The 24,669-nt window shown below is 67.3% G+C and carries 19 protein-coding genes; 16 read left to right on the top strand and 3 right to left on the bottom strand.

The genetic code is table 11. From position 1 onward, the window contains the following. Nucleotides 1-99 precede the first annotated feature (99 nt). On the bottom strand, nucleotides 100-285 hold the full coding sequence (locus IFT63_RS06755; protein WP_192083617.1) for a Flp family type IVb pilin: 186 nt from the start codon (nucleotides 283-285) through the stop codon (nucleotides 100-102). Nucleotides 286-868: 583 nt separating this feature from the next. On the opposite strand from IFT63_RS06755, the gene IFT63_RS06750 reads away from it, so the two are divergent. The 7 genes from IFT63_RS06750 to IFT63_RS17665 all read left to right on the top strand — a co-directional run bounded on the left by IFT63_RS06750 (nucleotide 869) and on the right by IFT63_RS17665 (nucleotide 13,921). Beyond that, entirely contained in the window at nucleotides 869-1,858 is a 990-nt protein-coding gene (locus IFT63_RS06750) for a helix-turn-helix domain-containing protein (protein ID WP_192083616.1), read from the top strand. 199 nt (nucleotides 1,859-2,057) lie between these two features. Further along, entirely contained in the window at nucleotides 2,058-6,686 is a 4,629-nt protein-coding gene (locus IFT63_RS06745; protein WP_192083615.1) for a YadA-like family protein, read from the top strand. A gap of 121 nt (nucleotides 6,687-6,807) precedes the next feature. Next, entirely contained in the window at nucleotides 6,808-7,599 is a 792-nt protein-coding gene (locus IFT63_RS06740) for an OmpA family protein (RefSeq protein ID WP_249404418.1), read from the top strand. Between the two features lie 132 nt (nucleotides 7,600-7,731). Continuing rightward, nucleotides 7,732-8,016 carry a hypothetical protein gene (locus tag IFT63_RS06735; protein WP_042613608.1) on the top strand — a complete coding sequence of 95 codons (285 nt, stop codon included), beginning with the start codon at nucleotides 7,732-7,734 and terminating at the stop codon, nucleotides 8,014-8,016. A gap of 62 nt (nucleotides 8,017-8,078) precedes the next feature. Then, a complete protein-coding gene (locus IFT63_RS06730; RefSeq protein ID WP_042613607.1) occupies nucleotides 8,079-8,999 on the top strand; it encodes a M14 family metallocarboxypeptidase in 921 nt (306 codons plus the stop codon). Nucleotides 9,000-9,128: 129 nt separating this feature from the next. Beyond that, nucleotides 9,129-11,108 (top strand): choline BCCT transporter BetT, encoded by a 1,980-nt coding sequence (gene betT, locus IFT63_RS06725; RefSeq protein WP_042613606.1) that lies wholly within the window; start codon nucleotides 9,129-9,131, stop codon nucleotides 11,106-11,108. Between the two features lie 269 nt (nucleotides 11,109-11,377). Beyond that, nucleotides 11,378-13,921 (top strand): methyl-accepting chemotaxis protein, encoded by a 2,544-nt coding sequence (locus IFT63_RS17665; protein WP_274602574.1) that lies wholly within the window; start codon nucleotides 11,378-11,380, stop codon nucleotides 13,919-13,921. A 225-nt stretch (nucleotides 13,922-14,146) separates the two neighbouring features. Here IFT63_RS17665 and IFT63_RS06715 read toward each other — a convergent pair whose 3' ends face one another. Then, nucleotides 14,147-15,124 carry a zinc-binding dehydrogenase gene (locus tag IFT63_RS06715; protein WP_192083613.1) on the bottom strand — a complete coding sequence of 326 codons (978 nt, stop codon included), beginning with the start codon at nucleotides 15,122-15,124 and terminating at the stop codon, nucleotides 14,147-14,149. A gap of 124 nt (nucleotides 15,125-15,248) precedes the next feature. Beyond that, nucleotides 15,249-15,902 carry an HTH-type transcriptional repressor FabR gene (gene fabR, locus IFT63_RS06710; protein ID WP_042613603.1) on the bottom strand — a complete coding sequence of 218 codons (654 nt, stop codon included), beginning with the start codon at nucleotides 15,900-15,902 and terminating at the stop codon, nucleotides 15,249-15,251. 94 nt (nucleotides 15,903-15,996) lie between these two features. Here fabR and IFT63_RS06705 point away from each other — a divergent pair, with 94 nt between their 5' ends. The 9 genes from IFT63_RS06705 (at nucleotide 15,997) to IFT63_RS06665 (ending at nucleotide 24,669) form a co-directional block, all read left to right on the top strand. Beyond that, nucleotides 15,997-17,076 carry an iron-sulfur cluster-binding domain-containing protein gene (locus tag IFT63_RS06705; protein WP_192083612.1) on the top strand — a complete coding sequence of 360 codons (1,080 nt, stop codon included), beginning with the start codon at nucleotides 15,997-15,999 and terminating at the stop codon, nucleotides 17,074-17,076. Nucleotides 17,077-17,091: 15 nt separating this feature from the next. Then, nucleotides 17,092-18,222 (top strand): acyl-CoA desaturase, encoded by a 1,131-nt coding sequence (locus IFT63_RS06700; RefSeq protein WP_042613601.1) that lies wholly within the window; start codon nucleotides 17,092-17,094, stop codon nucleotides 18,220-18,222. A gap of 142 nt (nucleotides 18,223-18,364) precedes the next feature. After that, nucleotides 18,365-19,333 (top strand): glucokinase, encoded by a 969-nt coding sequence (locus IFT63_RS06695; RefSeq protein WP_197974227.1) that lies wholly within the window; start codon nucleotides 18,365-18,367, stop codon nucleotides 19,331-19,333. A gap of 45 nt (nucleotides 19,334-19,378) precedes the next feature. Further along, nucleotides 19,379-20,383, top strand: a complete 1,005-nt coding sequence (locus IFT63_RS06690; RefSeq protein ID WP_192083611.1) for a N(4)-(beta-N-acetylglucosaminyl)-L-asparaginase — start codon at nucleotides 19,379-19,381, stop codon at nucleotides 20,381-20,383. After that, complete coding sequence (locus IFT63_RS06685; protein ID WP_192084174.1) at nucleotides 20,380-21,126, top strand: copper homeostasis protein CutC; 747 nt, start codon at nucleotides 20,380-20,382, stop codon at nucleotides 21,124-21,126. The genes IFT63_RS06690 and IFT63_RS06685 overlap by 4 nt, the downstream gene beginning before the upstream one ends. A gap of 169 nt (nucleotides 21,127-21,295) precedes the next feature. Then, nucleotides 21,296-21,766 carry a DUF2975 domain-containing protein gene (locus tag IFT63_RS06680; protein WP_042613615.1) on the top strand — a complete coding sequence of 157 codons (471 nt, stop codon included), beginning with the start codon at nucleotides 21,296-21,298 and terminating at the stop codon, nucleotides 21,764-21,766. Continuing rightward, the gene (locus tag IFT63_RS06675; RefSeq protein WP_042613600.1) at nucleotides 21,766-21,993 is read left to right on the top strand and encodes a helix-turn-helix transcriptional regulator; all 228 of its coding nucleotides are present in this window, start codon (nucleotides 21,766-21,768) and stop codon (nucleotides 21,991-21,993) included. Before IFT63_RS06680 ends, IFT63_RS06675 begins: the two co-directional genes overlap by 1 nt. A gap of 51 nt (nucleotides 21,994-22,044) precedes the next feature. Then, entirely contained in the window at nucleotides 22,045-23,589 is a 1,545-nt protein-coding gene (locus IFT63_RS06670; RefSeq protein WP_192083610.1) for a TerC family protein, read from the top strand. Nucleotides 23,590-23,808: 219 nt separating this feature from the next. Further along, nucleotides 23,809-24,669, top strand: a complete 861-nt coding sequence (locus IFT63_RS06665) for an STAS domain-containing protein (protein WP_192083609.1) — start codon at nucleotides 23,809-23,811, stop codon at nucleotides 24,667-24,669.

Genomic DNA, 24,669 nt, shown 5'->3' with positions numbered 1-24,669 from the left:
CCCTTTCCCTGGAAACGATGCAACCTGCGGCGGCAGGCCGCCCCCGTCCTGCAGGCCGCAGCCTGCAACGACGGGTTCATCCATCCGCCTGGCAACGCCTCAGGTAGAGTCGGTGGCGGTGGTGATCATGCCGGTCAGGGCATCAAACAACGTGGTGAAGAAGGTACGGATCGCCGGGCCGGCGACAACAACCAAAGCGCCCGCCACTAGCGCGGCCAACAGGCCGTATTCCAGCGCGGTGACGCCGTCTTCTTCTTTCAGGAACTTGCGGATGGATGCATTCATGACGGCTTTCTCCTTTTACCTGTCAACGGTTGCATGGGGCTCCTTTTGATTAACTGGACGGGTCCGGGGTGATAATCAAAGGCCATGCGAGGGCGCGGCCAACATAATGTGGCCGTGAATACGGGTGGCAGGTTTCAGGAGCCAGAAGCGCGATGACGCCAAACGCGCCGTCGCCTCTCTCAATAGTGAGATATACGTCACATCATCACGTTTCCCCTGGGTAGCCAGATGTCCCCCAGCCAACCACCGTGTTGCTACTGTGCCGTAGTTTCACCCGGCGACCGCATCAATCGATACGCAAATTCGGCACAAATGCGAAATTGCCCCGGCCTGCAATGGCCGTGCCCGTAATTAAATACGTTTGGATCGTAATAAATCCCGTAACGCGGCCGCGCAGCGACGGAAATTTGACGCCTGGTGGTTAACAGTTAATCCTTGCGCGGCCACGCAGTTTACGAATGTATGCGGCCACAGATAATCAGGCATACTCGACCCCGAGAAAAAACGGGGGCGCTGCAGCGGTCGCATGGTTGCGGTCGGCACGGCTCGTCGTACGGACCTTGGAAAGGGGGGCGTCACTGTCATGGCAGATGGTGTGGGAAGCGAGAGCACGGATGGGCTGAGGCCGATGGACCTGGCCACGCTGGGCAACGTGCTGCGCGTTTGTGAGGTGGAACTGGTGTTGCTGAATGGCAACGGGCCGCGCGCAGCGGTGGACGCACGGGTACAGGATGAAGCGTTGTTCTGCCATGCGGTCACCGGCTTCCAGGCACGTGGCCGGTTCATGCTGCCCACCGACTGGGCCCTGCTGGGGTACGTGCATGCCTCGGACCCGGCATTGAGCTGGTGCCACGGTGTTCCGCTGACCGCGGGCACGGTGTTGACCGTGCTGCCGGAAGGCATCAGTGAATTCGCCCTCGGCGCGGGCACGCGACTTACCCTTGTACTGGTCTCGGCGGCACGGCTGCAGCGCAAGCTCTCCGAGCTCAGCCTGCGCAGCATGCCGCCGTCCGGCCAAGCGCTGAATCTGTTTTCGATTGCCGACAATTCCCTGCTCGCCAACCACTACCGCCACCTGCAGGATGCACTGGCGGCAGGCAACGCTGCGGCGATGGCAGCCGAGGGCAGCGAGCGACTGCTGCACGAGCACGTGCAGGCACTGCTGGCGGCCGGACCGGGCGAACAGGCGATGAACACCCGTGCGCGGCGCACCCACTACCTGATCGTGCAACGGGCAGAGAACTTCATGCGCCTCAACCTGCGGCGCAATATCTACATGAACGAGATCTGTGACGCGGCGGGGGTCAGTGAGCGTGGCCTGCGCTATGCGTTCGAGGATCTGTTCGGGATCTCGCCCAACCGCTACCTGTCGATGCTGCGCCTGTGCGCGGCGTGCCGTGGATTGTCGATGGCCGATGGCGGTCGACGTTCGGTCAAGGCGATCGCGCTGAGCTGCGGCCTGTGGGATCTTTCGCGCTTCGCCGACAACTATCGCAAGGTGTTCGGCGAGCTGCCACGCGACACGTTGATGCGCGCACCCGGTGCGCCAGGGATCGTCGGGCAACCTGCCTGATACCTGTGCGGGACGCGCGCAGGACCCGCTTGCCGAATTGGTGCATCGCGCTGCCGAATCTGGTCGAGGTCTTGCCGGAATGCGCGCTTGCCCTGCCGGAATGAAGTGCCCCGCCTTCGTTGCACGCGCTCAAATAGCAGTCACCTGCCAGCAGGCAGATCTCTGACTCACGAAGCGTCGTCCACGGGGGACTGAACTCATGAATCGTATTTTCCGCTTGGTGTGGAGCAGGCAGCTGCGCGCCATGGTCGTGGCCTCTGAACTGGCCACCGGCGCCCACGGCGCCTCCTCGCTCATCGATCAACGTGCCGCGCTGCCGGCGCCGGCGATGCTGGCCGTTGCCCTGGCGCTTGCGTTGTGCGCCGGTACCGCAACCGCTTCGGAGAACAACCAGACCCTGCGCGACCTGCAGGCACTTGCGGCCAAGTACACCCAGCAGGCCCCGGTCAAGGTGGATGCTGACGTAGCGCTGGCCGCCATCGTCGGCCAGCCTGCGGGCAATGCGTTGGCCAACGTCGATGCCAGCGTTTCGCTGGGAGTTGCCAGCCGCCTGCCGGTGGTCCGTCATGTGCTGCCCGCGAAGGTGGAAGTCGCGGCTGCGGTGCGCACGCCGAACGTCGCAGCGCCGGCACCGGCCGTCGCCGCGCAGCTTGGCGTCAAGGCGGATATCGGCGCGGTGGATGCGCCTTCTAGCACGCTTGCTGCGATCAACGCCTCGGTCGATGCCGGCATCGCCGTCGCACCGACCCCGGCCGCGCTGGTGCAGGCAAAGCTGGCTACCGCAGTGGACGCCGAGGTTGCAGGCACCGACGCACTGGATGCGAAGGTTGCTGCCGAGGCCGCCGTCCGCCTTGCCGCGAAGGACGAAGAGCTGGTCGCCACCGATGCCGTGGTCAGCGCCGCCCTGGATACCGGCGTGGCCGGTGGCGTGGGCGTGGAGGGTGAAGCCCACCTGCTGGCGGTGGCTGACCGCAATCCGAAGCTGGCCACGCAGGCTACCGCCGCCGCGCAGGCCAGCGGGCTCAACCTGGGCAGCGTGGTCGGGGGAGTCGGGTCGCTGCTGGATGGCGTCGGCGACGCGGTCGGCGGTCTGGTCCAGGGCGACCTGGGCGGAGTCGTCGGTGGGGTCGTGGGGGGCGTAGGCGGACTGGTGGGCGGGGTGACCGATGGTCTCGGCCTGTCCTCGCCGTCTGCCATTCCGCCGACCAGCCCCAAGGCGCCGCGCCCGGCCGATCCCAATTCCGGCCTGATCATCGGCAGCGGTGGCCTGGTCGGCACCCTGTCCACGCTGGTCGGGCCGACCGCGCAGGGTCTGCTCGGCGGCGATGGCTACGTCCGCAACGGTAATCTGGCCGTCAACAGTGCCAACGTGCAGCAGGCCTATTCGGTCACCAACGTGCTCGGCCTGCCGGTGGTCAACCTGACCCCGGTCGGCACGCTGCTCAATGGACTGGGCGGCGCCACCACCGGCGGCAGCTCGCACCTGACCCTGATCGGCGGAGTGACCTCGGACAGCTACATCTACAACATCAACAATGGCGACCCCAATGGCCTGCTCGGCCTGGTGCTGCCGGGCCAGGCGCCGGACTGGGCCGCCTCGTGCCTGGATGTGCTGGGGGTGGTGTCGATCGACTGCTGGGCGGTCAACCCGGCCCAGGACTACCAGGTGCTGATGGGCGATGGCGCGTATGCGAATGGCTCGCGTGAAGTGGTGATCGGCGCCAACGCCAGCCACCGGCTGCCGCTGCAGGATGCCAACCTCGCGTTCCCGGGCAATGGAGTGAACGACCCGACCGATCCCACCGGCGTGCCGACGGCGGACTACGCCGCGCGCATGGGCCATTCGGTGATCGTCGGTGACAGCGCCAGCGGCACCGCCAACGGCCAGGTGCTGCTGGGTGCCGAAGCCACCTCCGACAAGGCCAACAGCGTGGCGCTGGGCTACCGTTCCAGCGCGCTGCGTGGCGCACAGGCCAGCTACAACGCGTATGGCCTGGACACCGCGCAGGTATCCAGCGGCGAAGTGTCGGTGGGCTTTGCTGGCGGAGAGCGGCAGATCAGCAACGTGGCCGCCGGCAGCCTGGGCACCGATGCGGTCAACGTCGCGCAGTTGCAGGGTGCGGTCGAGCTGATCAACGACGTCGGTGTGATGGCCATCACCTACGACGACGATGGCACCGGCGCGCCGGACTACCGTCGTGCCACCCTGGGCGGAGGCACCGGCACCACCACGCTGGCCAACGTGGCCGATGGCGTGGACGCCAACGATGCGGTCAACGTAGGTCAACTGCAGGCGGTGGAGCAGGGCGCGGTGCGCTACGACGTGGCCGCCGACGGCAGCATCGACTACCGCAATGCCACGCTGGGCAACGGCAGTGGCACCACCCGGCTGGGCAACCTGAGCAACGGCCTGGTCGCGGCAGGCAGCACCGAGGCGATCACCGGCGCCCAGTTGCTGTCAACCAATGAAGCACTGGTGGCCTATTTCGGTGGCACCACCGCGTTCGATCCGGCCACCGCGCTGTTCACCGCCCCGGCCTTCGCGATCACCTCGGTCGCGGCCGACGGCGTGCTGGCCCCGGGCGTGTATGACAACGCCAGCGATGCCTTCGCGGCGGTGGACGGCTCGCTGGTCAACCTCAACACCCAGATCAACGACATCCGCACCGGTGAAGCGTCGCGCTTCTTCAAGGTCAACTCGACGGGCGTGGATGCTGCTGCCAGCGGCCTTGAATCGGTCGCCATCGGTGGCGGCGCCAGTGCCACGGCGGCCAACGCGGTGGCGATCGGCTCGGGCAGCATCGCCGATCGGGATGGCACGGTGTCCATCGGCGCCGCCGGTGCCGAACGCCAGCTGGCCAACGTCGCCGATGCGACGGCCGCCACCGATGCGGTGAACCTGGGCCAGCTGCAGGCCTCCGAACAAGGGGCGCTGCGCTATGACATCGCCGCCGATGGCAGCGTGGATTACAGCAGCGCCACGCTGGGTGATGGCGCCACCGCGACCACGCTGAGCAACCTGGCAGCGGGCGAGGTATCGGCCACCAGCAGTGAAGCGATCAACGGTGCGCAGCTGTTCGCGAGCAGCCAGTCGGTGGCCACCCATCTCGGTGGCGGCGCTGGCGTGGATGCAAGCGGTACGGTCACTGCACCGACCTATACGCTCAACAACGTCGCCGTGGATGGCAGCGTCAGCAGCGGTGACTACAACGACGTAGGCACTGCCTTCGATGCCGTCAGCACCTCGCTGGCCAATGTCGCTGACAAGACCGATACGGTGGACCGCCTGGCGGTGAAGTACGACGCCGATGTGGCGGGCAACGCGAGCAACCGCATCACCTTGGCCGGCGATGGCAGCGGCACTGCGGTGGTGCTGGACAACCTGGACGATGGCAGCGTGACCGCGGGCAGCCGCCAGGCGGTCACCGGCAACCAGCTGTCGGCGACCAACCAGACCGTGGCGAACTATTTCGGAGGTACCACGATGTATGACGGCGGAAGCAACATCTGGACCGCGCCGACCTTCCGGATCTCATCCATCGCCACCGATGGCACGGTGACCGGCAACGACTACGGCAATGTCACCGTTGCGTTCTCGGCGGTGGATTCCTCGCTGCTGAACATCAACCAGCGCATCGACAATATCGCCGGTGGCAACCCGTTCCTGGCGGTGAATTCGGCCAAGGCCGGCGCCACAGCCAGTGGTACCGACGCGGTGGCGGTCGGTCCTGAAGCCAGCGCAGCCGGTGCGGCCAGCGTGGCGATCGGCGATGGCGCCGATGCATCGGCCGACAACAGCGTGGCGCTGGGTGCAGGCTCGGTCGCCGATACCGGCGCGCAGGCCGCTTATACCGGCGCCTACGGCCAGGCCGGGGCCAGCAACTCGGCAGGCGAAGTGTCGGTGGGCAGCAGCGGTGGCGAGCGCAAGGTCACCCATGTGGCAGATGGGTCAGAGCGCTATGACGCGGTCAATGTCGGCCAGCTGCAGAACGGGGTGAACTACGCCATCGACGAATCCAAGAGCTACACCGACCAGCAGATCAACAACATCAACAACGGCACCTCGGGCATGTTCCAGGTGAACAACTCGCAGGGCCTGGCCAATCCATCGGCCAGCGGGGCAAACGCGGCCGCCGGCGGTGCCGGTTCCAGTGCAGCCGGTGCCAATGCCACCGCGCTGGGCAACGGCGCACAGGCACAGGCCGACAACACGGTGGCATTGGGTGCCGGCTCGGTCGCCGACCGTGCCAACACGGTGTCGGTGGGCAGCGTCGGTGCCGAGAGGCAGATCGCCAACGTGGCCGATGGCAGCCAGGCCACCGATGCGGTCAATGTCCGCCAGCTGCAGGCCTCGCAGCAGGGAACGCTGCGCTATGACAACAACACCAACGGCACCACCAACTTCAGCAGCGTGACGCTGGGGCAGGCGGGCAGTGGGCCGACCCAGGTACGCAATGTCGCCGCCGGTACCGCCGGCACCGACGCGGTCAATGTCGACCAGCTGCGCAGCGGCATGGCGCAGACCCTGGACTGGTCCAAGGCCTATACCGATGAGCGCATGGACAGCTTCGACCGCAACCTGAAGCGCACCGATGACCGCGCTTCGGCCGGTATCGCCTCGGCGATGGCGGTGGCCTCCCTGCCACAGCCCAGCGAAGCCGGTCGCAGCATGGCGTCGTTCGCGGCGGGCAGCTTCAACGGCGAATCGGGCATGGCGGTCGGTCTTTCCGGCGTCTCCGATGGCGGGCGCTGGATCTACAAGTTCAGCGGTTCGACCAACACCCGCGGTGATGGCGGGGTGGCTGTAGGTGCCGGCATCCAGTGGTAAGCACGCCGGACGGGCCGGTGAGATGCCGGCCCGTCCTGGCTCCAGCAATGACAGGGGGAACCTGATGGACACGACGAATACGCATTACAGGGCGCTGCGCGGCGTGCTGCTGCCCGCCCTGATGGCCTGCATCACGCTGGCCGGCTGCCGCAGCCATGGCGCGGCGGGTGAGGCGCCGGTTGCGGGCAGCACCGCTGGCGAAGCAGTGAGCTTCCCGGAGCCCGGCAAGGCCTCGCTGAAGGAAGGTGTGTTCGCCGACCCGGCCGACCTGCGCCGCTTCGCACCGGGCATGAGCAAGCGCCAGCTGTACGCGTTGCTGGGCACACCGCACTTCAACGAAGGCATGTGGGGCGTGCGTGAGTGGAACTACCTGCTCAACTTCCGCACCCCGCAGCGCAGTGAGTACTTCACCTGCCAGTTCCAGGTGCGGTTCGATGGCAAGGGCGTCGCCCAGGGCGGCTACTGGAAGCCGCAGTCGTGCGCGGCGCTGGTGGAACCGCCGCCGCCAGCCACCGCTGAAGTGCCCGCCGCGTTACCGCCGGAGCCGCTGCGGCTGTCCGCTGATGCCCTGTTCGCCTTCGACAGCGCCGAACTGAGCGCCACCGGTCGCCGTGCGGTGGACGGGCTGCTCGGCCAGGTACAGCGGGCCAGCGAGGTACAGCGGATCGAGGTGGTCGGTTACACCGATCGCATCGGTAGCGCGTCCTACAACCAGGCGCTGTCCACGCGTCGTGCCGAAGCCGTGCGCAGTGCACTGGTGGAAGGCGGAGTGGCCAGCGGGGCGATCCGTGCCGAAGGTCGCGGCGATGCCGAGCCACTGGTGCAGTGCGATCAGCGCAGCCAGCCGGCATTGATCGCCTGCCTTGCGCCCAACCGCCGGGTGCAGATATCCGGGCGTGCCCGGATCGACTGACCGCTTCTTCTCGTGGGCGGCCTGCGCGCCGGCCCACCTCCCGTGTCCCCCTGGTTCCCCGGCACGCGCGGCAGCGTCTCCCCCGTCCAGCCCGCGCGTGCCGGTGAACCAGTTCTCTCCAGACAGGATTGCATGAACGCCCAACTGGCGATGAAGACCTACACCACGATCAGTCTGTATGGACAGCTCGGCAACCATGCCGTGGTGCGTCTGCCGGGGCGACGCCATCCCGGCCTGATCGTGCAGTCCGACACCGTGGCCGGCTTCATCGCGCAGTTGCAGGAGGCGCAGGTGTCGCTGCGTGCCGGCCGCCTTCCGCGCGCCGACGCCGAAATGGACCTGTTGATCGAGGTGCTGCAGGACTGGTATGCGCAGATCGAAGAACGCCTGGCCGATGCCGGCGAGGCGATGGGCTGAATCCAGTCGTCCGTGGCTGCGGTGCTAAAATGCGCGCTGATTTCCGTTGCCGCGAGACCGCCATGAGCCCTGTTGCCTTCTATCCCGTGGGAACCCCCGGCCAGCCTTGGGGCGAGGCCGAGCGCACGCAGTGGCGGGCACGGCAGCAGCGGCTGCGTCGCTTCGACCAGGACGTGTTGCCACGCATCGATGCGCTCGCGGGTTCCTTTGAGCCGGTGCAGTACGGTGCGCTGGACTACGCCGGCGAGACCTACCCGCTGCTGGCCCTGCGCAGCCCCGACTGGAATCCGGCGCTGCCGGCGGCACTGGTGACCGGCGGCGTGCACGGCTATGAGACCAGCGGCGTGATGGGCGCGTTGGAGTTTCTGGAACTGCATGCCGCCGCCTATGCAGGGCGCATCAACCTGCTGGTGGTGCCGTGCGTGAACCCGTGGGGCTATGAGCGCATCAACCGCTGGAACTACGATGCCATCGACCCGAACCGCAACTTCCGCGAGGGCGGTCCGGCACGTGAGTCCACCGCGCTGATCGAGCTGGTGGCGCCGTTGACGTCACAGTTCGTGCTGCACATCGACCTGCACGAGACTACCGACAGCGACGAAAGCGAGTTCCGTCCGGCGGTGGCTGCACGCGACGGCAAGCCGTTCGAGCCGGGCCTGATTCCGGATGGCTTCTATCTGGTGGATGACACCGAAAACCCGCAGCCGGCGTTCCAGCAGGCGGTGGTAACGGCGGTGGAGCAGGTGACCCATATCGCACCGGCCGACGAGGCCGGGGAGATCATCGGGTCGAAGGTGGTCTCGCACGGGGTGATCGAGTACCCGCTGGTGGCGCTGGGCCTGTGTGCCGGCATCACCGGGGCCCGCTACACCACCACCACCGAGGTCTACCCGGACAGCCCGCGCGCCACCCCGGCGCAGTGCAACCAGGCCCAGGTCGTGGCGGTGACCGCTGCGCTGGATTACGTATTGGCTGCTGTTTGACGTAATCGACTGTCGCCTTCCGCCAGAAATCACGCTAAATGCCTGGTTTCTGGTGGCCTTCATCACGAATCGATGGTGGGTCCGTCATGATGGTACGGATACCCCTTGATTCGGAGCAGGTCGCTTTTCATGGAAGCCCTGGAGCCTCAACAAACCCCGGTGCGGACGCTGCGGCCCGTCTTTGCCATCGCCTCGCTCATCGTCGTGGCGTTCGCCGTATTCGTCAGCGTCTACCCGCTGGGTGCCGGGCGGATGCTCATGCAGGCGCAGGACTGGGCCTCGTCCAACGTGGGTTGGTACTACCTGCTGGCGATGACGCTGTACCTGGTATTCGTGGTGGTCGCCGCGCTTTCGCCGTATGGCAGCATCAAGCTGGGCGCCGACCACGACGAGCCGGAGTTCAGTTATCTGTCCTGGGCGGGCATGCTGTTCGCCGCCGGCATCAGCATCACCCTGTTCTTCTTCTGCGTGTCCGAACCACTGACCCACTTCATGCAGCCGCCGCAGGGTGACCCGGCGGCAGGCGAAGCCGGGGCGCGCCAAGCCATGCAGCTGTTGTTCCTGCACTGGGGCCTGCACGGCTGGGGCGTGTTCGCGCTGGCGGCGATGGCGATGGCCTACTTCGCCTACCGGCACAACCTGCCGCTGGCGCTGCGTTCAGCCCTTTACCCGCTGATCGGCAACCGCATCAACGGACCGATCGGCTATACCGTGGATGCCCTCGGCATCGTCGCCACCGTGTTCGGCCTGGGCGCGGACATGGGCTTTGGCGTGCTGCATCTCAACGCCGGCCTGGCCAATCTGTTCAACGTGCCGCACACCCACGGCGTGCAGATCACGCTGATCGTGCTGATGATGGGCGCGGCGGTGGCGGTGGCGGTGACCGGCGTGGAAAAGGGCGTGCGCTGGATGTCCAACATCAACATGCTGCTGGCCATCGCGCTGGTGCTGTTCATGCTGTTCGCCGGCCCTACCCAGTACCTGCTGGGCACGCTGATGCAGAACGCCGGTGACTACCTGGGCAGCGTGGTGGGCAAGAGTTTCGATGTCTATGCCTACGGCGGGAAGCCGGGCTGGATGGGCAGCTGGACGGTGTTCTACTGGGCCTGGTGGATTGGCTGGTCGCCGTTCGTGGGGCTGTTCATCGCGCGCATCTCGCGCGGCCGCACCATCCGCCAGTTCGTGTTCGGGGTGCTGCTGATCCCGCTGGGGTTCACCCTGGCGTGGCTGTCGATCTTCGGCAACAGCGCACTGGACCAGGTGCTGCACCATGGGCAATCGCAGCTGGCGCAACTGGCCATCGATGACCCTCCCACCGTGTTGTACGCCCTGCTGGAAAGCTATCCGTGGAGCCGGGCGGTGATCGCGGTGACGGTGCTGGTGAGTTTCGTGTTCTTCGTGACCTCGGCCGATTCCGGTGCGGTGGTGCTGTCCACGCTGTCATCGCATGGCGGGGCGCCCGAAGACGACGGTCCGCGCTGGCTGCGGGTGTTCTGGGGCACGGTGACCGCGGTGGTCACCGCCGGGCTGCTGTTGGCCGGCAACATGGATGCGCTGAAATCCGCGGTGGTGCTGGCCTCGCTGCCGTTCTCGGCGGTGCTGCTGCTGATGGCGTGGGGGCTGATGCGGTCCTTTGCCGATGAGTCGCACCGCAAGCGGGCGCTGCAGTACCGGGCCTCGCCATTGGTGGGGGCCAGCCGGCACCACCAGGGCTGGCGCCAGCGGCTGGGGCGGGCGGTCAATTTCCCGGTGCGCGACCAGGTGTACCGGTTCATGGATACCGACGTGAAGCCGGCGATGGAAGCGGTGGCCGAGCAACTGCGCGGGGATGGCTGGGAGGTTTCCACGCGGCTGGAAGCGGGTGACATGGAGCTGTCGGTCAACCATGGCGAGCAGCAGGATTTCCTGTACCGGGTGATCCTGACCGGTTACCGGGTGCCGTCGTTCGCCTCGCACCAGGCGCGCAACAGCCGCTACTACCGGGCCGAGGTGCATCTGTACGAGGGCAGCCAGGATTACGATCTGGTCGATTACAGCCGCGAGCAGATCATCAACGACATCATCAGCCAGTACGAGCGCCACGTGCAGTTCCTGCACCTGAGTCGCTGATTTCCGGCGCCGCCGGGCCATGCTCGGCGGGTTGGTCGGGATGCCGCGAAAGGCGCCGCCGAGCATGGCTCGGCGCTACCGGGTTGCCGGCTGGTGGGGTAGCGCCGAGCCATGCTCGGCGAGCGCAGCGGCAACGGCAGAGGCGTGACGGCCAACGGTCGTCACCCACCAGAGCGGGAGGCGGACGGCCAGCGGCCCTCCCTACCGATGGTCAAGAAACCGTCATACGGGTCGATAGAGAGGCTGTCCGCCCCCTTCCGAGTTCCGTGATGCGTACCGCTTTCCTTTCTTCCCGCTCCACGCGTCCGCCCAGCGTGGCCCGTCGCCTGATGCTCGGCACCGGCCTGCTCGCCCTGGCCTGCTTCGGTTTCACCGCCGTGATCAGTTACTGGCGCAGCAGCGATGCGTTGCTGGACAGCGCGCAGGCCCGCCTGCAGGACCTGGCCGGGCAGGAGGCACAGCGGATCGCGGCCGAGATCGCGGTGGCCGCCGACACCGGCACGGCGCTGGCCAACAGTTTCAGCGTGCAGCGATCGCTGGGCAGCCTGGACCGGACGGCGGCCAACGAAGTCATCCGCGCCCAGCTGCAGGCGCACCCGCAGTGGCTCGGCATGGGCACCTTGTGGGAGCCCGATGCCTTCGATGGCAAGGACGCTGCGTTCGTGGACAGCGAGGGCCATGATGGCAGCGGCCGCTTCATGGCCTGGTGGGCCTGGCAGGACGGTACGCTGGTGCGCGAAGCGCTGCGCGATTACGAAAAGCCCGGTGATGGTGATTGGAACCTCAAGCCGCGGCAGACGCTCGCCCAGGCCGTGGTGGAACCGTACTACTACCCGGTGGCCGGCAAGGACACCCTGATGACCACCGTGGCCACCCCGATCCTCGAAGACGGGCGCTACCAAGGGGTGATCACGGTCGACTTCACGCTGGCGGCGCTGCAGGCGCGCATCGCGGCGATGCGGCCGATGGAGGTCGGCCACGCCACCCTGCTGTCGCCGGCCGGTTCGGTGATGGCCAGCCGTAATGCGGATGAGGTCGGCAAGCTGCGTGACGATGCCGGTACCCAGGCGATGCTGGCCGCCGTCGCCAAGGGCGAGACGATCGGCAGCCAAGCCCGCTTCAATGGCGAGGAGGAGCTGCAGGTGTTCGTGCCGTTGCGGGTAGGCTCGGCGCCGCAGGTGTTCGCCTTGGGCATCGCGGTGCCGAAGGCGCACGTGATGGCGCAGGCGCGCACGCTGCTGTGGGTGATCGTGGCAGTGGGCCTGTTCTCGGCCGTGCTGCTGAGCGCGGCCTTGTTCGTGCTGCTGCGTGCGCTGGTGCTGAAGCCCTTGGCCGAGGCCGAACGCGTGTCCGCGGCGGTGGCCGAGGGGCGCCTGGACAGCCGTATCAGCGCATCGCGCAATGACGAAGTGGGGCGCCTGTTGACCTCGATGGGGGCGATGCAGGCCCAGCTGCGCGCGGTGATCGCCGCGCAGGCCGACATGGCGCGCCGGCATGACGAAGGGCAGATGAGCTATCGGCTGGATGATGGCGCCTTCCCCGGGGAGTATGGCCGCATGGTGGCTGGCACCAACATGCTGGTGGCTGGGCACGTGGACGTGCAGCGTCGGCTGGTCGAGGTCATGGCCTGCTACGCGGTGGGCGACATGAGCGCGGACATGGTGGAGCTGCCCGGCGAGAAGGCGATGATCAGCGCGGCGATGCGCGACACCAAAGCCAACCTGCAGGCGATCAACGCGCAGATCCTGCAGCTGGCACATGCTGCAGCGGCCGGTGATTTCACCCAGCGCGGTGATGTGGCGCGCTTCACCCACGATTTCCGCAGCATGGTGGAGGGTCTGAATACCCTGATGCATACCACCGATGGCAACCTGGCCGAGCTGTCGCGGCTGCTGCAGGCGATCGCCCGGGGCGACCTTACCGCGCGCATGCAGGGTGATTTCCACGGCGTGTTCGCCCGGATGCGGCGCGATGCCGATACCACGGTGGAGCAGCTGACGCGCATCGTCGGGGGCATCCAGCAGGCCAGCGCGATGATCAACAGTGCGGCAGGCGAGATCGCCGCAGGCAACGAGGACCTGTCGCAGCGTACCGAACAACAGGCGGCCAGCCTGGAAGAAACCGCGGCGTCTATGGAGGAACTGACCTCCACCGTGCGCCAGAATGCCGACCACGCACGCCAGGCCAACCAGCTGGTGCAGGGTACCGCCGCGGTGGCGTCACAAGGAGGGGAGGTGGTCGCGCAGGTGGTGCAGACCATGACCGGTATCGAAGGATCCTCGCGGCGCATCGCCGAGATCATCACGGTGATCGACGGCATCGCGTTCCAGACCAACATCCTGGCGCTGAATGCCGCGGTGGAAGCCGCGCGTGCCGGTGAACAGGGTCGCGGCTTTGCCGTGGTCGCCACCGAAGTACGCGCGCTGGCACAGCGTTCGGCCACTGCCGCGCGCGAGATCAAGGGCCTGATCGATGATTCGGTCGGACAGGTGGAGCAGGGCGCCCAGCTGGTGCGCCAGGCCGGCAGCACCATGCAGGACATCGTCACGTCGGTGCACCGGGTGACGGACATCATGGCCGAGATCTCCGCTGCCTCGCAGGAGCAGAGCGCGGGCTTCGAGCAGGTCAGCCAGACCGTGGTGCAGATGGACGAGGCGACCCAGCAGAATGCCGCGCTGGTGGAAGAAGCCAATGCCGCGGCGCGTTCACTGGAAGAGCAGTCGCACGAACTGCAGCAGGCGGTGGCGATCTTCCGCCTGCGCGAGACCTCCACCCGTACGCACCGCGCCGCGCTCACCGCCGAGCCTGCATGAGGTCCCGACGGTAGCGCCGAGCCATGCTCGGCGAGCGCAGCGGCAAAGGCAAATGCGTGACGACCAGCGGTCGTCACCCACCAGAGCCAGAAGCGGACGGCCAGCGGCCGTCCCTACCGCCGGTCATCCACCACGGTAGCGCCGAGCCATGCTCGGCGGAATCCGTCGGGTGTCGTGGAAAAGCGCCGCCGAGCGCGGCCCGGCCCCTGCTCCGAGATGCCGCGTTTACGGACGCAGCAGCACCTTGCCGGTGCGTCCCCCTGCCAGGCTGGCTGCGGCCGCGTCGGCGATCTGCGCGAGCGGATAGACCGCCTGCACCGGCAGCTGCAGGCCACCGGCAGCGGCACGCTCCAACAGCTCGCCTACCAGTCGGCGCTTGTCCTCCACGGCCATCGCCTGGCTGACCTTGCTGCCCCAGAAGCCCTTCACCGTGGCCTGCTTGAAGATCACCTCACCGGAAGGAATCTGCATCGGTTCGCCGGTCATCGAACCGAACGACACCAACGTGCCGCCCTCGCCAAGCAACCCCAGCAGATCGCCGCTGGCGGTGCCGCCGATCGAGTCCACTGCGGCGCTCGCCAGCCGGTCGCCGAGCGCTGTGCGCACCGCCTGCTGCCAGTTGTCGGAGGCGGTGGAGAACACGTGGGTGATGCCCAGTGCTTCCAGTTCGGCGACGCCGTCGTCGCGGCGGACCAGATTGGCGACATTGACTCCGCGTGCGCTGGCCAGCATCGCCAGCGTCTTGCCGACCGCACCGTTCGCGGTGTTCTGCACGATCCAGTCGCCCTTTTCCACGTGCAGGAATTCCAGCAGCATCAGCGCGCTGAGTGGCATCGCGATCAGCTGCGCTGCGGTTTCATCGGCGATCACATCCGGCATCGGGATCACCATCCTCACCGGTGCGATGAAGGCTTCGGCCCAGGTGCCATGCACCGAAGCGGCGGCCACCCGCTGGCCTGGCGCGAGTGCTTCCACGCCTTCGCCGAGGGCATCGATGATGCCCAGGCCCTCGCTGCCACCGACGGCCGGAAGGGTCGGCTTGTAACCGTACTGCCCGCGCACCGTCCACAGGTCGTGGTTGTGGATCGGAGCGAGCACGGTGCGGATGCGCACTTCACCCGGACCGGGCTCGGGCAGGTCCGTCTGGCCTTCGGAGAGAACAGAGGTGGGGTCGCCAAAGCTGGCGTGGAGGGCGGCGCGCATGCGGAATCCTGGTGGGGGGGGAGGCCCACAGGGTGCCACCGCGCGCGGTAACGGCAGGTCAACGGCAACGGCGATGGGGCAGTGGCAGCCGGTGGAGGACGGCCAGCGGCCGTCAGTACCGGGGTCAGCGCTTGCGGCGGAAGGCGGCCGGGGTGCGGGCGCCGACGATGATCATGCGCACCATCGTGGAAATCTCTTCGATCAGCTCGGCATCCTTTTCCGGCGGCTGGTCCATCGCGCTGGCGCCCATCGCGAACACCAGCCGGGTGATCGCCTTGGCAGCCAGCTGCGGGGCATGCAGGCGTACCCCGTCCATCGCGGCCAGCCTGACCAGATCGACCTGCAGCTCGTCTTCGAAGTACTGCAGCTCGCGTTCCACCGCATGCTTGAAGTCATCCGAACCGACCGCGCCCTCGCGCAGCAGCACGTGCAGCAGCTTGTCGTCGGCGCGCAGCTGTTCCATGAAGGTCTCCACCGACACCCAGACCACGCTGGTGGCCGACACCGTGGCACGGCGGCGGGCCTGGCCGATGATGGTGCGCAGCGAGCGCCCGGCCAGGTCGATCAGCGCGATGGACAGTTCGTCCATGTCACGGAACTGGCGGTAGAAACTGTTCGGTGCGATGCCCGCCTCGCGCGCGACTTCACGCAGGCTCAGGGTGGACAGGCTGCGGTGCGGCCCGATCAGCGCCAGCGCCGCGATGATCAGATCCTCGCGGGTCACCGTACGGCGGACCGGCGTGGCGTCTTCGGGCGGAGGCGTGAGAATGGGGGGCATGGGGCAACCGGGTGGACCAAGCGTGAATCATACCTGATCCGGCTGGATATACACCTGTATACACAGCTGTGTGCGCGCACGTATAGTTGGATCCATGAACACTGCCGTCCGCCCTGCCATGGTTGATCGTCCGTCGCTGCTCTCGCCGCATCGCTGGCTGTCGCCCGCGCTTTTTGATTACTGGGCGGGGCAGGTCAACCGCCTGTGGACGCTGCGCCAGCCGCTGGCACGCCTGCTGCGGCGTGAGCCGGCCGGCGAGGGCGCCTGCACCCTGATACTGCGCACCAACCGCCACTGGCGCGGCATGCAGCCGGGCCAGCACGTGACCCTGGGTATTGAAATCAACGGCCGTCTGCTGCATCGCAGCTACAGCCCGACGCTGCTCGGCCGCAACGTGCTGGCGATCACCGTCAAGGCCGTGGATGGCGGCCGGGTCAGCCAGTACCTGGTGTCACAGGCTCGCCGCGGCAGTGTTTTCCACATCGGTGAGGCGTTCGGTGAGTTCTCGGTGCCCACCGCGGCCCCGCTGCTGCTGCTGGCCGCTGGCAGTGGCATCACGCCGATGCGCAGCCTGCTGCGCGCGCTGTCCATGCGCCCGCTCGGTGCACCGGTGGACCTGTATTACTGGGAGCGCGGCCCCGCCGGCTTCAACTTCCGCGAGGAGCTGCTGGCGATGGCGGCAGCCGACCCGCAACTGCAGGTGCGCCTGCTGGCCACGCGCGATGCGCAGGCGCCAGCGGCACGCATCGACCGCGTGGCCTTCGACAGCCTGGGGGATGTGCCGCTGGCGCAGCGCCACGTGCTGGCCTGTGGTCCGGACGGCTTCGTGGCTGCAGCGCGCAACCGCCTGCTGCATCACGTGGCAGGTTTCCAGGCCGAAGCCTTCACGGCGCCTGCGGTGGCTGCCGATGACCAGGGCGAGGTCCAGCTGACCCTGGCACGCAGTGGCCGCACGCTGACCGTGCCACGCGGCAGGGCACTGCTGGACAGCCTGGAAGCCCAAGGGCTCAATCCGAAGCATGGCTGCCGCATGGGCATCTGCAATACCTGCACCTGCGTGCGCGCCAGTGGCGCCACCCGGCACCTGCGTACTGGCCAGGACCAGGATGAACCGGCGATGCCGGTACGTATCTGCGTGAGTGCCCCGACCACCGACCTGGTTCTGGATCTTTAAAGGAAGCCTTTGCTGATGAGCCGCCCTGATCGTGCCCTGACCCCTGCTGAGCTGAACGCCTTCGGCGCCGAACTGGACGCGATCCGCGACCGGGTCATCGGCGAACTGGGCGCCAAGGACACCCGCTACATTCGTCGCGTCGCCGCCGCCGTGCGCTGGTCCGGCGTGCTCGGCCGCCTGCTGCTGTTCGTTGGCGCGTTCTCGCCGCTGTTCTGGTCGCCGCTGCTGTGGCCGGCGTGCATCGCCGGTACGCTGCTGCTGGCGCTGTCCAAGATCCTGGAAAACATGGAGCTGGGCCACAACGTGATGCACGGGCAGTACGACTGGACCGGCGACCCGAAGCTGGACGGCAACAGCTACGAGTGGGACATCGTGGCCACCAGTGACAACTGGCGCAAGACCCACAACTTCAAGCACCACACCTATACCAACGTGCGCGGCATGGACGATGACATCGGCTACGGCCTGCTGCGCATCTTCCCCGAGCAGCGCTGGCGTCCGTTCTACCTGCTGCAGCCGATCATCGCGCCGGTCTTCGCGCTGCTGTTCCAGTGGGGCGTGGCGATCCAGGACCTGCGCATCGGGCGCTGGCTGAAGGGCCGCATGACCGCCCGCCAGCTGTGGAAGGAGACCCGTCCGGTGGGTGCCAAGATGGCCCGCCAGCTGGGCAAGGACTACCTGCTGTTCCCGGCGCTGGCCGGCCCGTTCTTCCTGCCGGTGATGCTGGGCAACCTGGTGGCCAACGGCATGCGCAACATCTGGACCTACGTGATCATCTTCTGCGGTCATTTCACCGCCGATGCGGAAACCTTCCCAAAGGACTGCCTGCGCAACGAATCGCGCGGTCACTGGTACCTGCGCCAGCTGCGCGGCTCGTCCAACCTCAAGGGCGGCTGGGTGATCAACGTGCTGTCGGGCAACCTGAGCCATCAGATCGAGCACCACTTCTACCCGGACCTGCCGGCCAACCGCTATTCACGCATCGCCGTGGAAGTGAAGGACATCTGCCGCCGCTATGGCCAGCACTACAACACCGGCTCACTGCCGAGCCAGTTCGGCCAGGTCGTCTGGCGCATCCTGCGGCATGCGTTCCCCAGCCGTCCGGCGCGCATGAGCTCCCGCGAGCCGGTGGCGGGCACAGCCTGAACGGCCAGGGCCCGCGCTATGCAAAGCGCGGGCAATCGCTGAGAATTGCACGCATTGCGTTGTTTTCCGTAAAGGCGTGCGAGTGAACGTTGCGGTATCGTCCCCGGTCTCCATCGAGAGCCCATCCCCCTCGCCGCAGCCCTTGCCCGAGTCCCATGTCGCACAGATCGTCGCGGACGTCGGCGGGACCTTCGCCCGCCTGGCCTGGTCGTGCGGCGCTGGGCGCACGCCACGCATCGAGGGTTTCCGGCGCTACCGCTGTGCCGACCATCCGAGCCTGTCCTCCATCCTGGCCGACTTCGCCGGCGAACGTGCAGGGCCTGGTTGTGGCGCGGTAGTGGCCATCGCCGGGCTGCTGCGCGGCGATGTGCTGGTGAACGCGAACCTGCCCTGGCCGGTGGCCGTCGAATCCACGCGCCAGCAGGCAGGATTGCATTCGCTGCAGCTGATCAACGATTTCGAAGCGGTCGCGCTGGCGATCCCGCACGTGCGCGCCGATGCACTGGTCGCGCTGCATGGCAGCGGCGATCCAACCACGGCGTGGCCGGCGCTGGTGCTCGGGCCTGGTACCGGACTGGGTGCTGCGCTGCGCTTTGCCGATGGCGCGCGTCCGGTGCTGGCCAGTGAAGTCGGTCATTCGGCGCTGTCGGCAGGTACCGCGCTGGAGCTGGACGTGCTGCGCCTGCTGCTGCAGCGCTGGGACCACGTCGACAACGAACGCGTTTTGTCCGGCACCGGCATGCTCAATCTTTACCAGTGTCTGTGCCAACTGCGTGGCGCGAGCGCGCACTGGGACGACACCGAAGCGCTGCTCGCTGCCGCGCACCGGGGCGATGATCCGCTGGCGCTTGAAACCGTCCACATGTTCTGCGGCTGGCTGGGCAGCTTCGTCGGTGACCTGGCGATTGCGTTCGGTGCACGCGCGGTCTACCTCGCCGGCGGGGTCTCGGCGCATATCGCGCCGTTCCTGCCGGACAGCCCGTTCGTGGCACGCTTCCTCAACAAGGGCGTACTGGCCAGCGTGCTGCAGCAGGTGCCGGTGTGGCGGGTTGAACATGGCGAACTGGGCGTACTCGGTGCAGCGGCGTGGAACGCGTCGCTGGCCCGGTAAAACGAGGCCGCCGCGCCCGGTGGCACAACCAATAGAGGGATGCGCATGACCGATCGTAGAAGCTTCCTGCAGGCCGGTGCGTTGGCAGTCGGCGCTCTCGGACTGCCACGCAGCGCACGCGCTGCCGCGGCCGATCCGGGGCCCCGGGTGGTGTCGACCTGGGACTTCGGAGTGGGTGCCAACCACGTGGCCTGGAAGACCCTGGCTGCGGGCGGCAGCGCGCTGGACGCGGTGGAACAGGGCGCACGCTGGGCGGAGAGCGAACTGTGCAATCCGACCGTGGGACGCTGCGGCAACCCCGACCGCGACGGCAACCTCAGCCTGGATGCCAGCATCATGGACGGCGACGGTCGCTGTGGCTCGGTCGCGGCGCTGATCGACATCCTGCATCCGGTATCGGTTGCGCGCCGGGTGATGGAACAGACCCCGCACGTGATGCTGGTCGGGCAGGGCGCACAGGCTTTCGCGGTTGAGCAGGGTTTCCCGCGCGGCAAGCTGCTCACCCCCGCCGCCGAAAAGGCCTGGAAGGCGTGGCTGCAGACCGCCGAGTACGCACCGCAGATCAATGCCGAACGCCGCGGCCTTCCTGGCGACAGCAGCAACCATGACACGCTGGGCATCCTGGCCCGCGACGCACAGGGTCGGCTGGCCGGGGCCTGCACCACCAGCGGCATGGCGTGGAAGATGCAGGGCCGGGTGGGTGACAGCCCGATCATCGGCGCTGGCCTGTACGTGGACAACGACGTCGGCGCGGCGACCGCATCGGGTGTCGGCGAGGAGATGATCCGCAACGCGGCCTCGTTCCTGGTGGTGGAACTGATGCGCCAGGGCCGCAGTCCGGCCGAGGCCTGCCGCGAGGCGATCGCACGGGTGGTGCGCAAGCGCCCCGAAGCCAGCCGCACACTGCAGGTCTGTTTCCTGGCGATGAATCGTGACGGCGAGGTCGGCGCCTACGCCTTGCATCGTGGGTTCGTCTACGCCGTGTGCGATGCGCAACGCCAGGACGGGCTGCACGATGCCGACTCGGTGTACCGCACGGAGCAGACCTGAGCATGCGCCGGCTGCTGGAGATCGCCGCTGATGGGGTTGGATCTGCGCTGGCCGCGCAGGCCGGCGGAGCGGACCGGGTGGAACTGTTCGCCGACCTCGCCTCCGGTGGCCTCACGCCCTCGCATGCAACGCTGGCGGTCAGCCGCGACCGGGTGCGCCTGCCGCTGTTCGTGCTGATCCGGCCGCGCGCCGGGGACTTCCTGTATGGCGGTTGGGAAGCGGACGTCATGCTGCGCGACATCCAGCATTGCCGCGCACTGGGCATGGACGGCGTGGTGCTCGGCGCGTTGACGGCCGAGGGCGACGTCGATGCCGCGCTGTGCCGCGAGCTGGTGGCGGCGGCAGGCGGCCTGCCGGTCACTTTCCATCGCGCCTTCGATGCGGCGCGCGAGCTGCCCGAGGCGCTGGAGGCGGTGATCGGGCTGGGCTGCGCGCGGGTGCTGAGCTCCGGTGGCCACGGCTCGGCGGTGGAAGGCGCGGACGTGCTGGCGGGCATGGTCCAGCGGTCTGCGGGACGCATCGGGATCATCGCCGGGGCGGGCCTTGCCGCGTCCAACATCGCCGAAGTCGCCCAGCGCAGTGGCTGCACCGAACTGCATGCCTCGGCGAAGGCGCTCAAGCGCAGTGCGATGCAGCACCACAACCGCGCCCTGTCCGGCCTGGTGCTGGACCATCAGCAGAGCGACGCCACGCAGGTTGCCGCGTTGCGTGCCGCGCTGGACGCGCTGCCGGACCCGCGCTGACGACCGCATCACGGGCTGGACACGACGCTGTTTATCGTTTATCAATAAACGCAGGGCGCTCTTCCGGCGCCTGTCTGCTGGAGGCTCCGTGCCAAGCCGTACCCGCCGCGCGCCTGATCCGCGTGGCATCTTCAAGCTGACCCATGCCGCCATCCACGCCGTCGTGGCGATGTGCTGGCTCGGCATCCTGGCCGCGCTGTGCGCGGTGCCGCTGGTGTTGCAGCGTCCGGCGCGGCTGCTCGATGCGGTCGACGCGTCGGTGGTGGCCGACCATGGCGATGCGCCGCACCTGCTGCTGCACTTCAGTGCCGGCCTGCTGGCCATCGTGGCGCTGCTGGCGCTGGGCCTGGTGTTCCTGCGCCACCTGCAGCGCCTGGTGCGCTCGGTGGGCGACCGGCAACCGTTCACCCGGGGCAATGTCACCCGCCTGCGCCGGATGGCCTGGCTGATGCTGGCGATGGAGCTGCTGTCGATCCTCATCGGCGTCTATGCCAGCTGGATGGGACCGCAGTTCGCCTGGATGGAAGTAGGCGGCGGCATGTCGATCACCGGACTGGTGGCGGTGCTGATGCTGTTCGTCATCGCCCATGTGTTTGCCGTGGGCACTGCGATGCGTGAGGACCTGGAGGGGGTGGTCTGATGGCGATCGTCATCACCCTGGACCGCATGCTGCAGCAACGCGGCATGACCCTGTCCGAGCTGGCCGGGCGCATCGACATCACCCTGGCCAACCTGTCCATCCTGAAGACCGGCAAGGCGCGTGCGATCCGCTTTTCCACGCTCGATGCGATCTGCCGCGAACTGCGCTGCACGCCCGGTGACCTGCTCGGGCACGATCCGGCCGCGACGCAGGACGACGGCGCCTGATCCTGCAGCAACCGCACTTCTTCCCCTTCAACCACAGAAAAGAACCCACGCATGGAATGGCTGGCTGACCCCTCGATATGGATGGGGCTTGCAACCCTGGTAGTGCTTGAGATCGTGCTGGGCATCGACAACCTGGTGTTCATCGCGATCCTGGCCGACAAGCTGCCTCCGCACCAGCGCGACCGCGCGCGGGTGATCGGCCTGACCCTGGCGCTGCTGATGCGGCTGGTGCTGCTGGCCGCGCTGTCGTGGATCATGAAACTCACCGAGCCGCTGTTCTCGGTGATGGAGCACGCGTTCTCCGGGCGCGACCTGATCCTGCTGGTGGGCGGCCTGTTCCTGCTGTTCAAGGGCACCATGGAACTGCACGAGCGGCTGGAAGGCCGTACGCACGAAGGCGGCGGCAACCGGGTATACGCCAGCTTCGGCACGGTGGTGGCGCAGATCGTGGTGCTCGATGCGGTGTTCTCGCTGGACTCGGTGATCACTGCGGTCGGCATGGTCGACAACCTGGGCGTCATGTATGCAGCAGTGACCATCGCGATGGCGCTGATGCTGCTCGCCAGCAAGCCGCTGACGCGCTTCGTCAACCGCCATCCCACCGTGGTGGTGCTGTGCCTGGGCTTCCTGCTGATGATCGGCTTCAGCCTGGTGGCCGAGGGCCTGGGCTTCAGGATCCCGAAGGGCTATCTGTACGCGGCGATCGCGTTCTCGATCCTGGTGGAAGGCTTCAACCAGTGGGTGGGCTTCAACCGCGAGCGCGACCAGGCTCAGCTGCCGTTCCGCCAGCGCACCGCCGATGCGGTGATGCGCATGTTCGGGGTACGCGATGTCGGCGCGTACGAGGACGATGGGGATCCGGCAGCTGGCGTCGGCGGGGAGCGTCTGCAACCAGTGGAGCAGGACATGATCCGCAGTGTGCTGACCCTGGCCGAACGGCCGGTGTCCAGCGTGATGACCGTGCGCACCGATGTGCAGTGGATCGATATCAGCCGTGGCACCGAAGATGTCATTGCACGGTTGATCGCCAGCCCCCACACCCGCCTGCTGGTCGCCGACGGCGACCTGGACCGCCTGCGTGGCGTGGTGCAGAGCCGTGACCTGCTGGCCAACCTGCTGCAGGGCAAACCGCTGCAGCTGGAGGCCAGCCTGCGCGAGGCCCAGTTTGTTTCCTCCAACGCCAGCGCGCTGCAGGTGCTGGAGCTGATCCGACAGCATCCGGTGCCGCTGGCGGTGGCCGTGGATGAGTACGGCAGCGTGGAAGGGCTGGTGACCGCCAACGATCTGCTGGCCGCCATCGCCGGCGACCTCGCCGACACCCAGGATGAGCGTTATGGCATCACCGGGATCGCCGACCAGCAGTGGGAGGCCGACGGCGCGCTGACCCTGGACGACCTGCAGCGCATGGCCGGCATCCGCTTCGAGCGCAGCGGCGACTACCAGACGTTGTCCGGGCTGGTCCTGCATGCGCTGGACAGGATGCCGCTGGCCGGCGATGTGATCGAGCACGCAGGCTTCCGGCTGCGGGTGCTGTCGATGGAGAAGCGCAGGGTGGGACGGGTGGCCTTGCAGCGCATTTCTGAACAAGTCAGCTGACGCCGGCCTTGGCGATACGGAGTACGCGACACACCGCGTCGCGAGTCGCCCGGAATGTCTTCACGCGTTGAACACATTGCTGATTGCGTAATGTGAAGGTTGTCCGGTCGGGGGAGGGGAACGCACCGTACTGCGTTACGTCTTACACGGCTGGAATCCTTCCGGCCAGGTGGTCATGCAATGGCATGCACTGCTGGCCCCACCCAGCAGGAAACTCCCATGGCGGCATTGCAGCAGCGCACTCTCGATCTCATCCGCAGCAACGAGGAACAGGTCCTCACGCAGTGGCAGCAGACCCTTGCCGCCGCAGGCCAGGGACAGGACAACCGCATTTCCAGCCACGAAGTGGATTCGCAGCTTCGTGAGTTCTGGCGGCTGTTCCTGCAGTCCATCCCGGCCGCCGATGTCGGCAGCCTGCAGGGCCCGGAATGGCAGGGCCTGCGCCGCTTCCTGGAAGACCTGTCCGCCGATCGCGCGCGCAGGGGCTTCAATTCGTCGGAGACGGCGAGCTTCATCTTCTCGCTGAAGCGCCCGTTGTTCGCCCAGGTCCAGGCGGCCCTGGCAGCTGATCCGGCGCAGCTGGGAGACCAGCTGTGGGCCATCTCCGAACTGCTGGACCTGCTCGGCCTGCAGACCGTGAAGGCATTCCAGAAGAGCCGCGAAGAGGTCATCCAGCGCCAGCAGGAAGAAATGCTCGAGCTGTCCACCCCGGTGGTGAAGCTGTGGGAAGGCGTGCTGGCGCTGCCGATGATCGGCACGCTGGATTCGCAGCGCACCCAGGTGGTGATGGAGTCGCTGCTGCAGCGGATCGTAGAAACCGGATCGGAAATCGCCATCATCGACATCACCGGCGTACCCACGGTGGATACGCTGGTGGCCCAGCACCTGCTCAAGACCGTCACCGCGATCCGCCTGATGGGCGCCGACGCGATCATCAGTGGCGTGCGCCCGCAGATCGCACAGACCATCGTGCACCTGGGCCTGGACCTGCAGGGCATCGTGACCAAGGCCAACCTGGCCGACGCCCTCGCACTGGCGCTCAAGCGGACCGGCCAGACCGTGACCAAGGTGGCAGGCTGA

Source organism: Stenotrophomonas sp. CFBP 13724 (assembly GCF_014841975.1).
In the GTDB taxonomy this organism is placed as follows: Bacteria; Pseudomonadota; Gammaproteobacteria; order Xanthomonadales; family Xanthomonadaceae; genus Stenotrophomonas; species Stenotrophomonas lacuserhaii.
The sequence above is the reverse complement of the archived record's forward strand: the minus strand, read 5'-3'. Positions and strand labels throughout refer to the sequence as shown.

Bases quoted from the DNA above. Each gene is read 5' to 3' on its own strand.
- IFT63_RS06755 (WP_192083617.1), bottom strand. From the start codon at position 285: ATGAATGCATCCATCCGCAAGTTCCTGAAAGAAGAAGACGGCGTCACC.
- IFT63_RS06750 (WP_192083616.1), top strand. From the start codon at position 869: ATGGCAGATGGTGTGGGAAGCGAGAGCACGGATGGGCTGAGGCCGATG.
- IFT63_RS06745 (WP_192083615.1), top strand. From the start codon at position 2,058: ATGAATCGTATTTTCCGCTTGGTGTGGAGCAGGCAGCTGCGCGCCATG.
- IFT63_RS06740 (WP_249404418.1), top strand. From the start codon at position 6,808: ATGGCCTGCATCACGCTGGCCGGCTGCCGCAGCCATGGCGCGGCGGGT.
- IFT63_RS06735 (WP_042613608.1), top strand. From the start codon at position 7,732: ATGAACGCCCAACTGGCGATGAAGACCTACACCACGATCAGTCTGTAT.
- IFT63_RS06730 (WP_042613607.1), top strand. From the start codon at position 8,079: ATGAGCCCTGTTGCCTTCTATCCCGTGGGAACCCCCGGCCAGCCTTGG.
- betT (WP_042613606.1), top strand. From the start codon at position 9,129: ATGGAAGCCCTGGAGCCTCAACAAACCCCGGTGCGGACGCTGCGGCCC.
- IFT63_RS17665 (WP_274602574.1), top strand. From the start codon at position 11,378: ATGCGTACCGCTTTCCTTTCTTCCCGCTCCACGCGTCCGCCCAGCGTG.
- IFT63_RS06715 (WP_192083613.1), bottom strand. From the start codon at position 15,124: ATGCGCGCCGCCCTCCACGCCAGCTTTGGCGACCCCACCTCTGTTCTC.
- fabR (WP_042613603.1), bottom strand. From the start codon at position 15,902: ATGCCCCCCATTCTCACGCCTCCGCCCGAAGACGCCACGCCGGTCCGC.
- IFT63_RS06705 (WP_192083612.1), top strand. From the start codon at position 15,997: ATGAACACTGCCGTCCGCCCTGCCATGGTTGATCGTCCGTCGCTGCTC.
- IFT63_RS06700 (WP_042613601.1), top strand. From the start codon at position 17,092: ATGAGCCGCCCTGATCGTGCCCTGACCCCTGCTGAGCTGAACGCCTTC.
- IFT63_RS06690 (WP_192083611.1), top strand. From the start codon at position 19,379: ATGACCGATCGTAGAAGCTTCCTGCAGGCCGGTGCGTTGGCAGTCGGC.
- IFT63_RS06680 (WP_042613615.1), top strand. From the start codon at position 21,296: ATGTGCTGGCTCGGCATCCTGGCCGCGCTGTGCGCGGTGCCGCTGGTG.
- IFT63_RS06675 (WP_042613600.1), top strand. From the start codon at position 21,766: ATGGCGATCGTCATCACCCTGGACCGCATGCTGCAGCAACGCGGCATG.
- IFT63_RS06670 (WP_192083610.1), top strand. From the start codon at position 22,045: ATGGAATGGCTGGCTGACCCCTCGATATGGATGGGGCTTGCAACCCTG.
- IFT63_RS06665 (WP_192083609.1), top strand. From the start codon at position 23,809: ATGGCGGCATTGCAGCAGCGCACTCTCGATCTCATCCGCAGCAACGAG.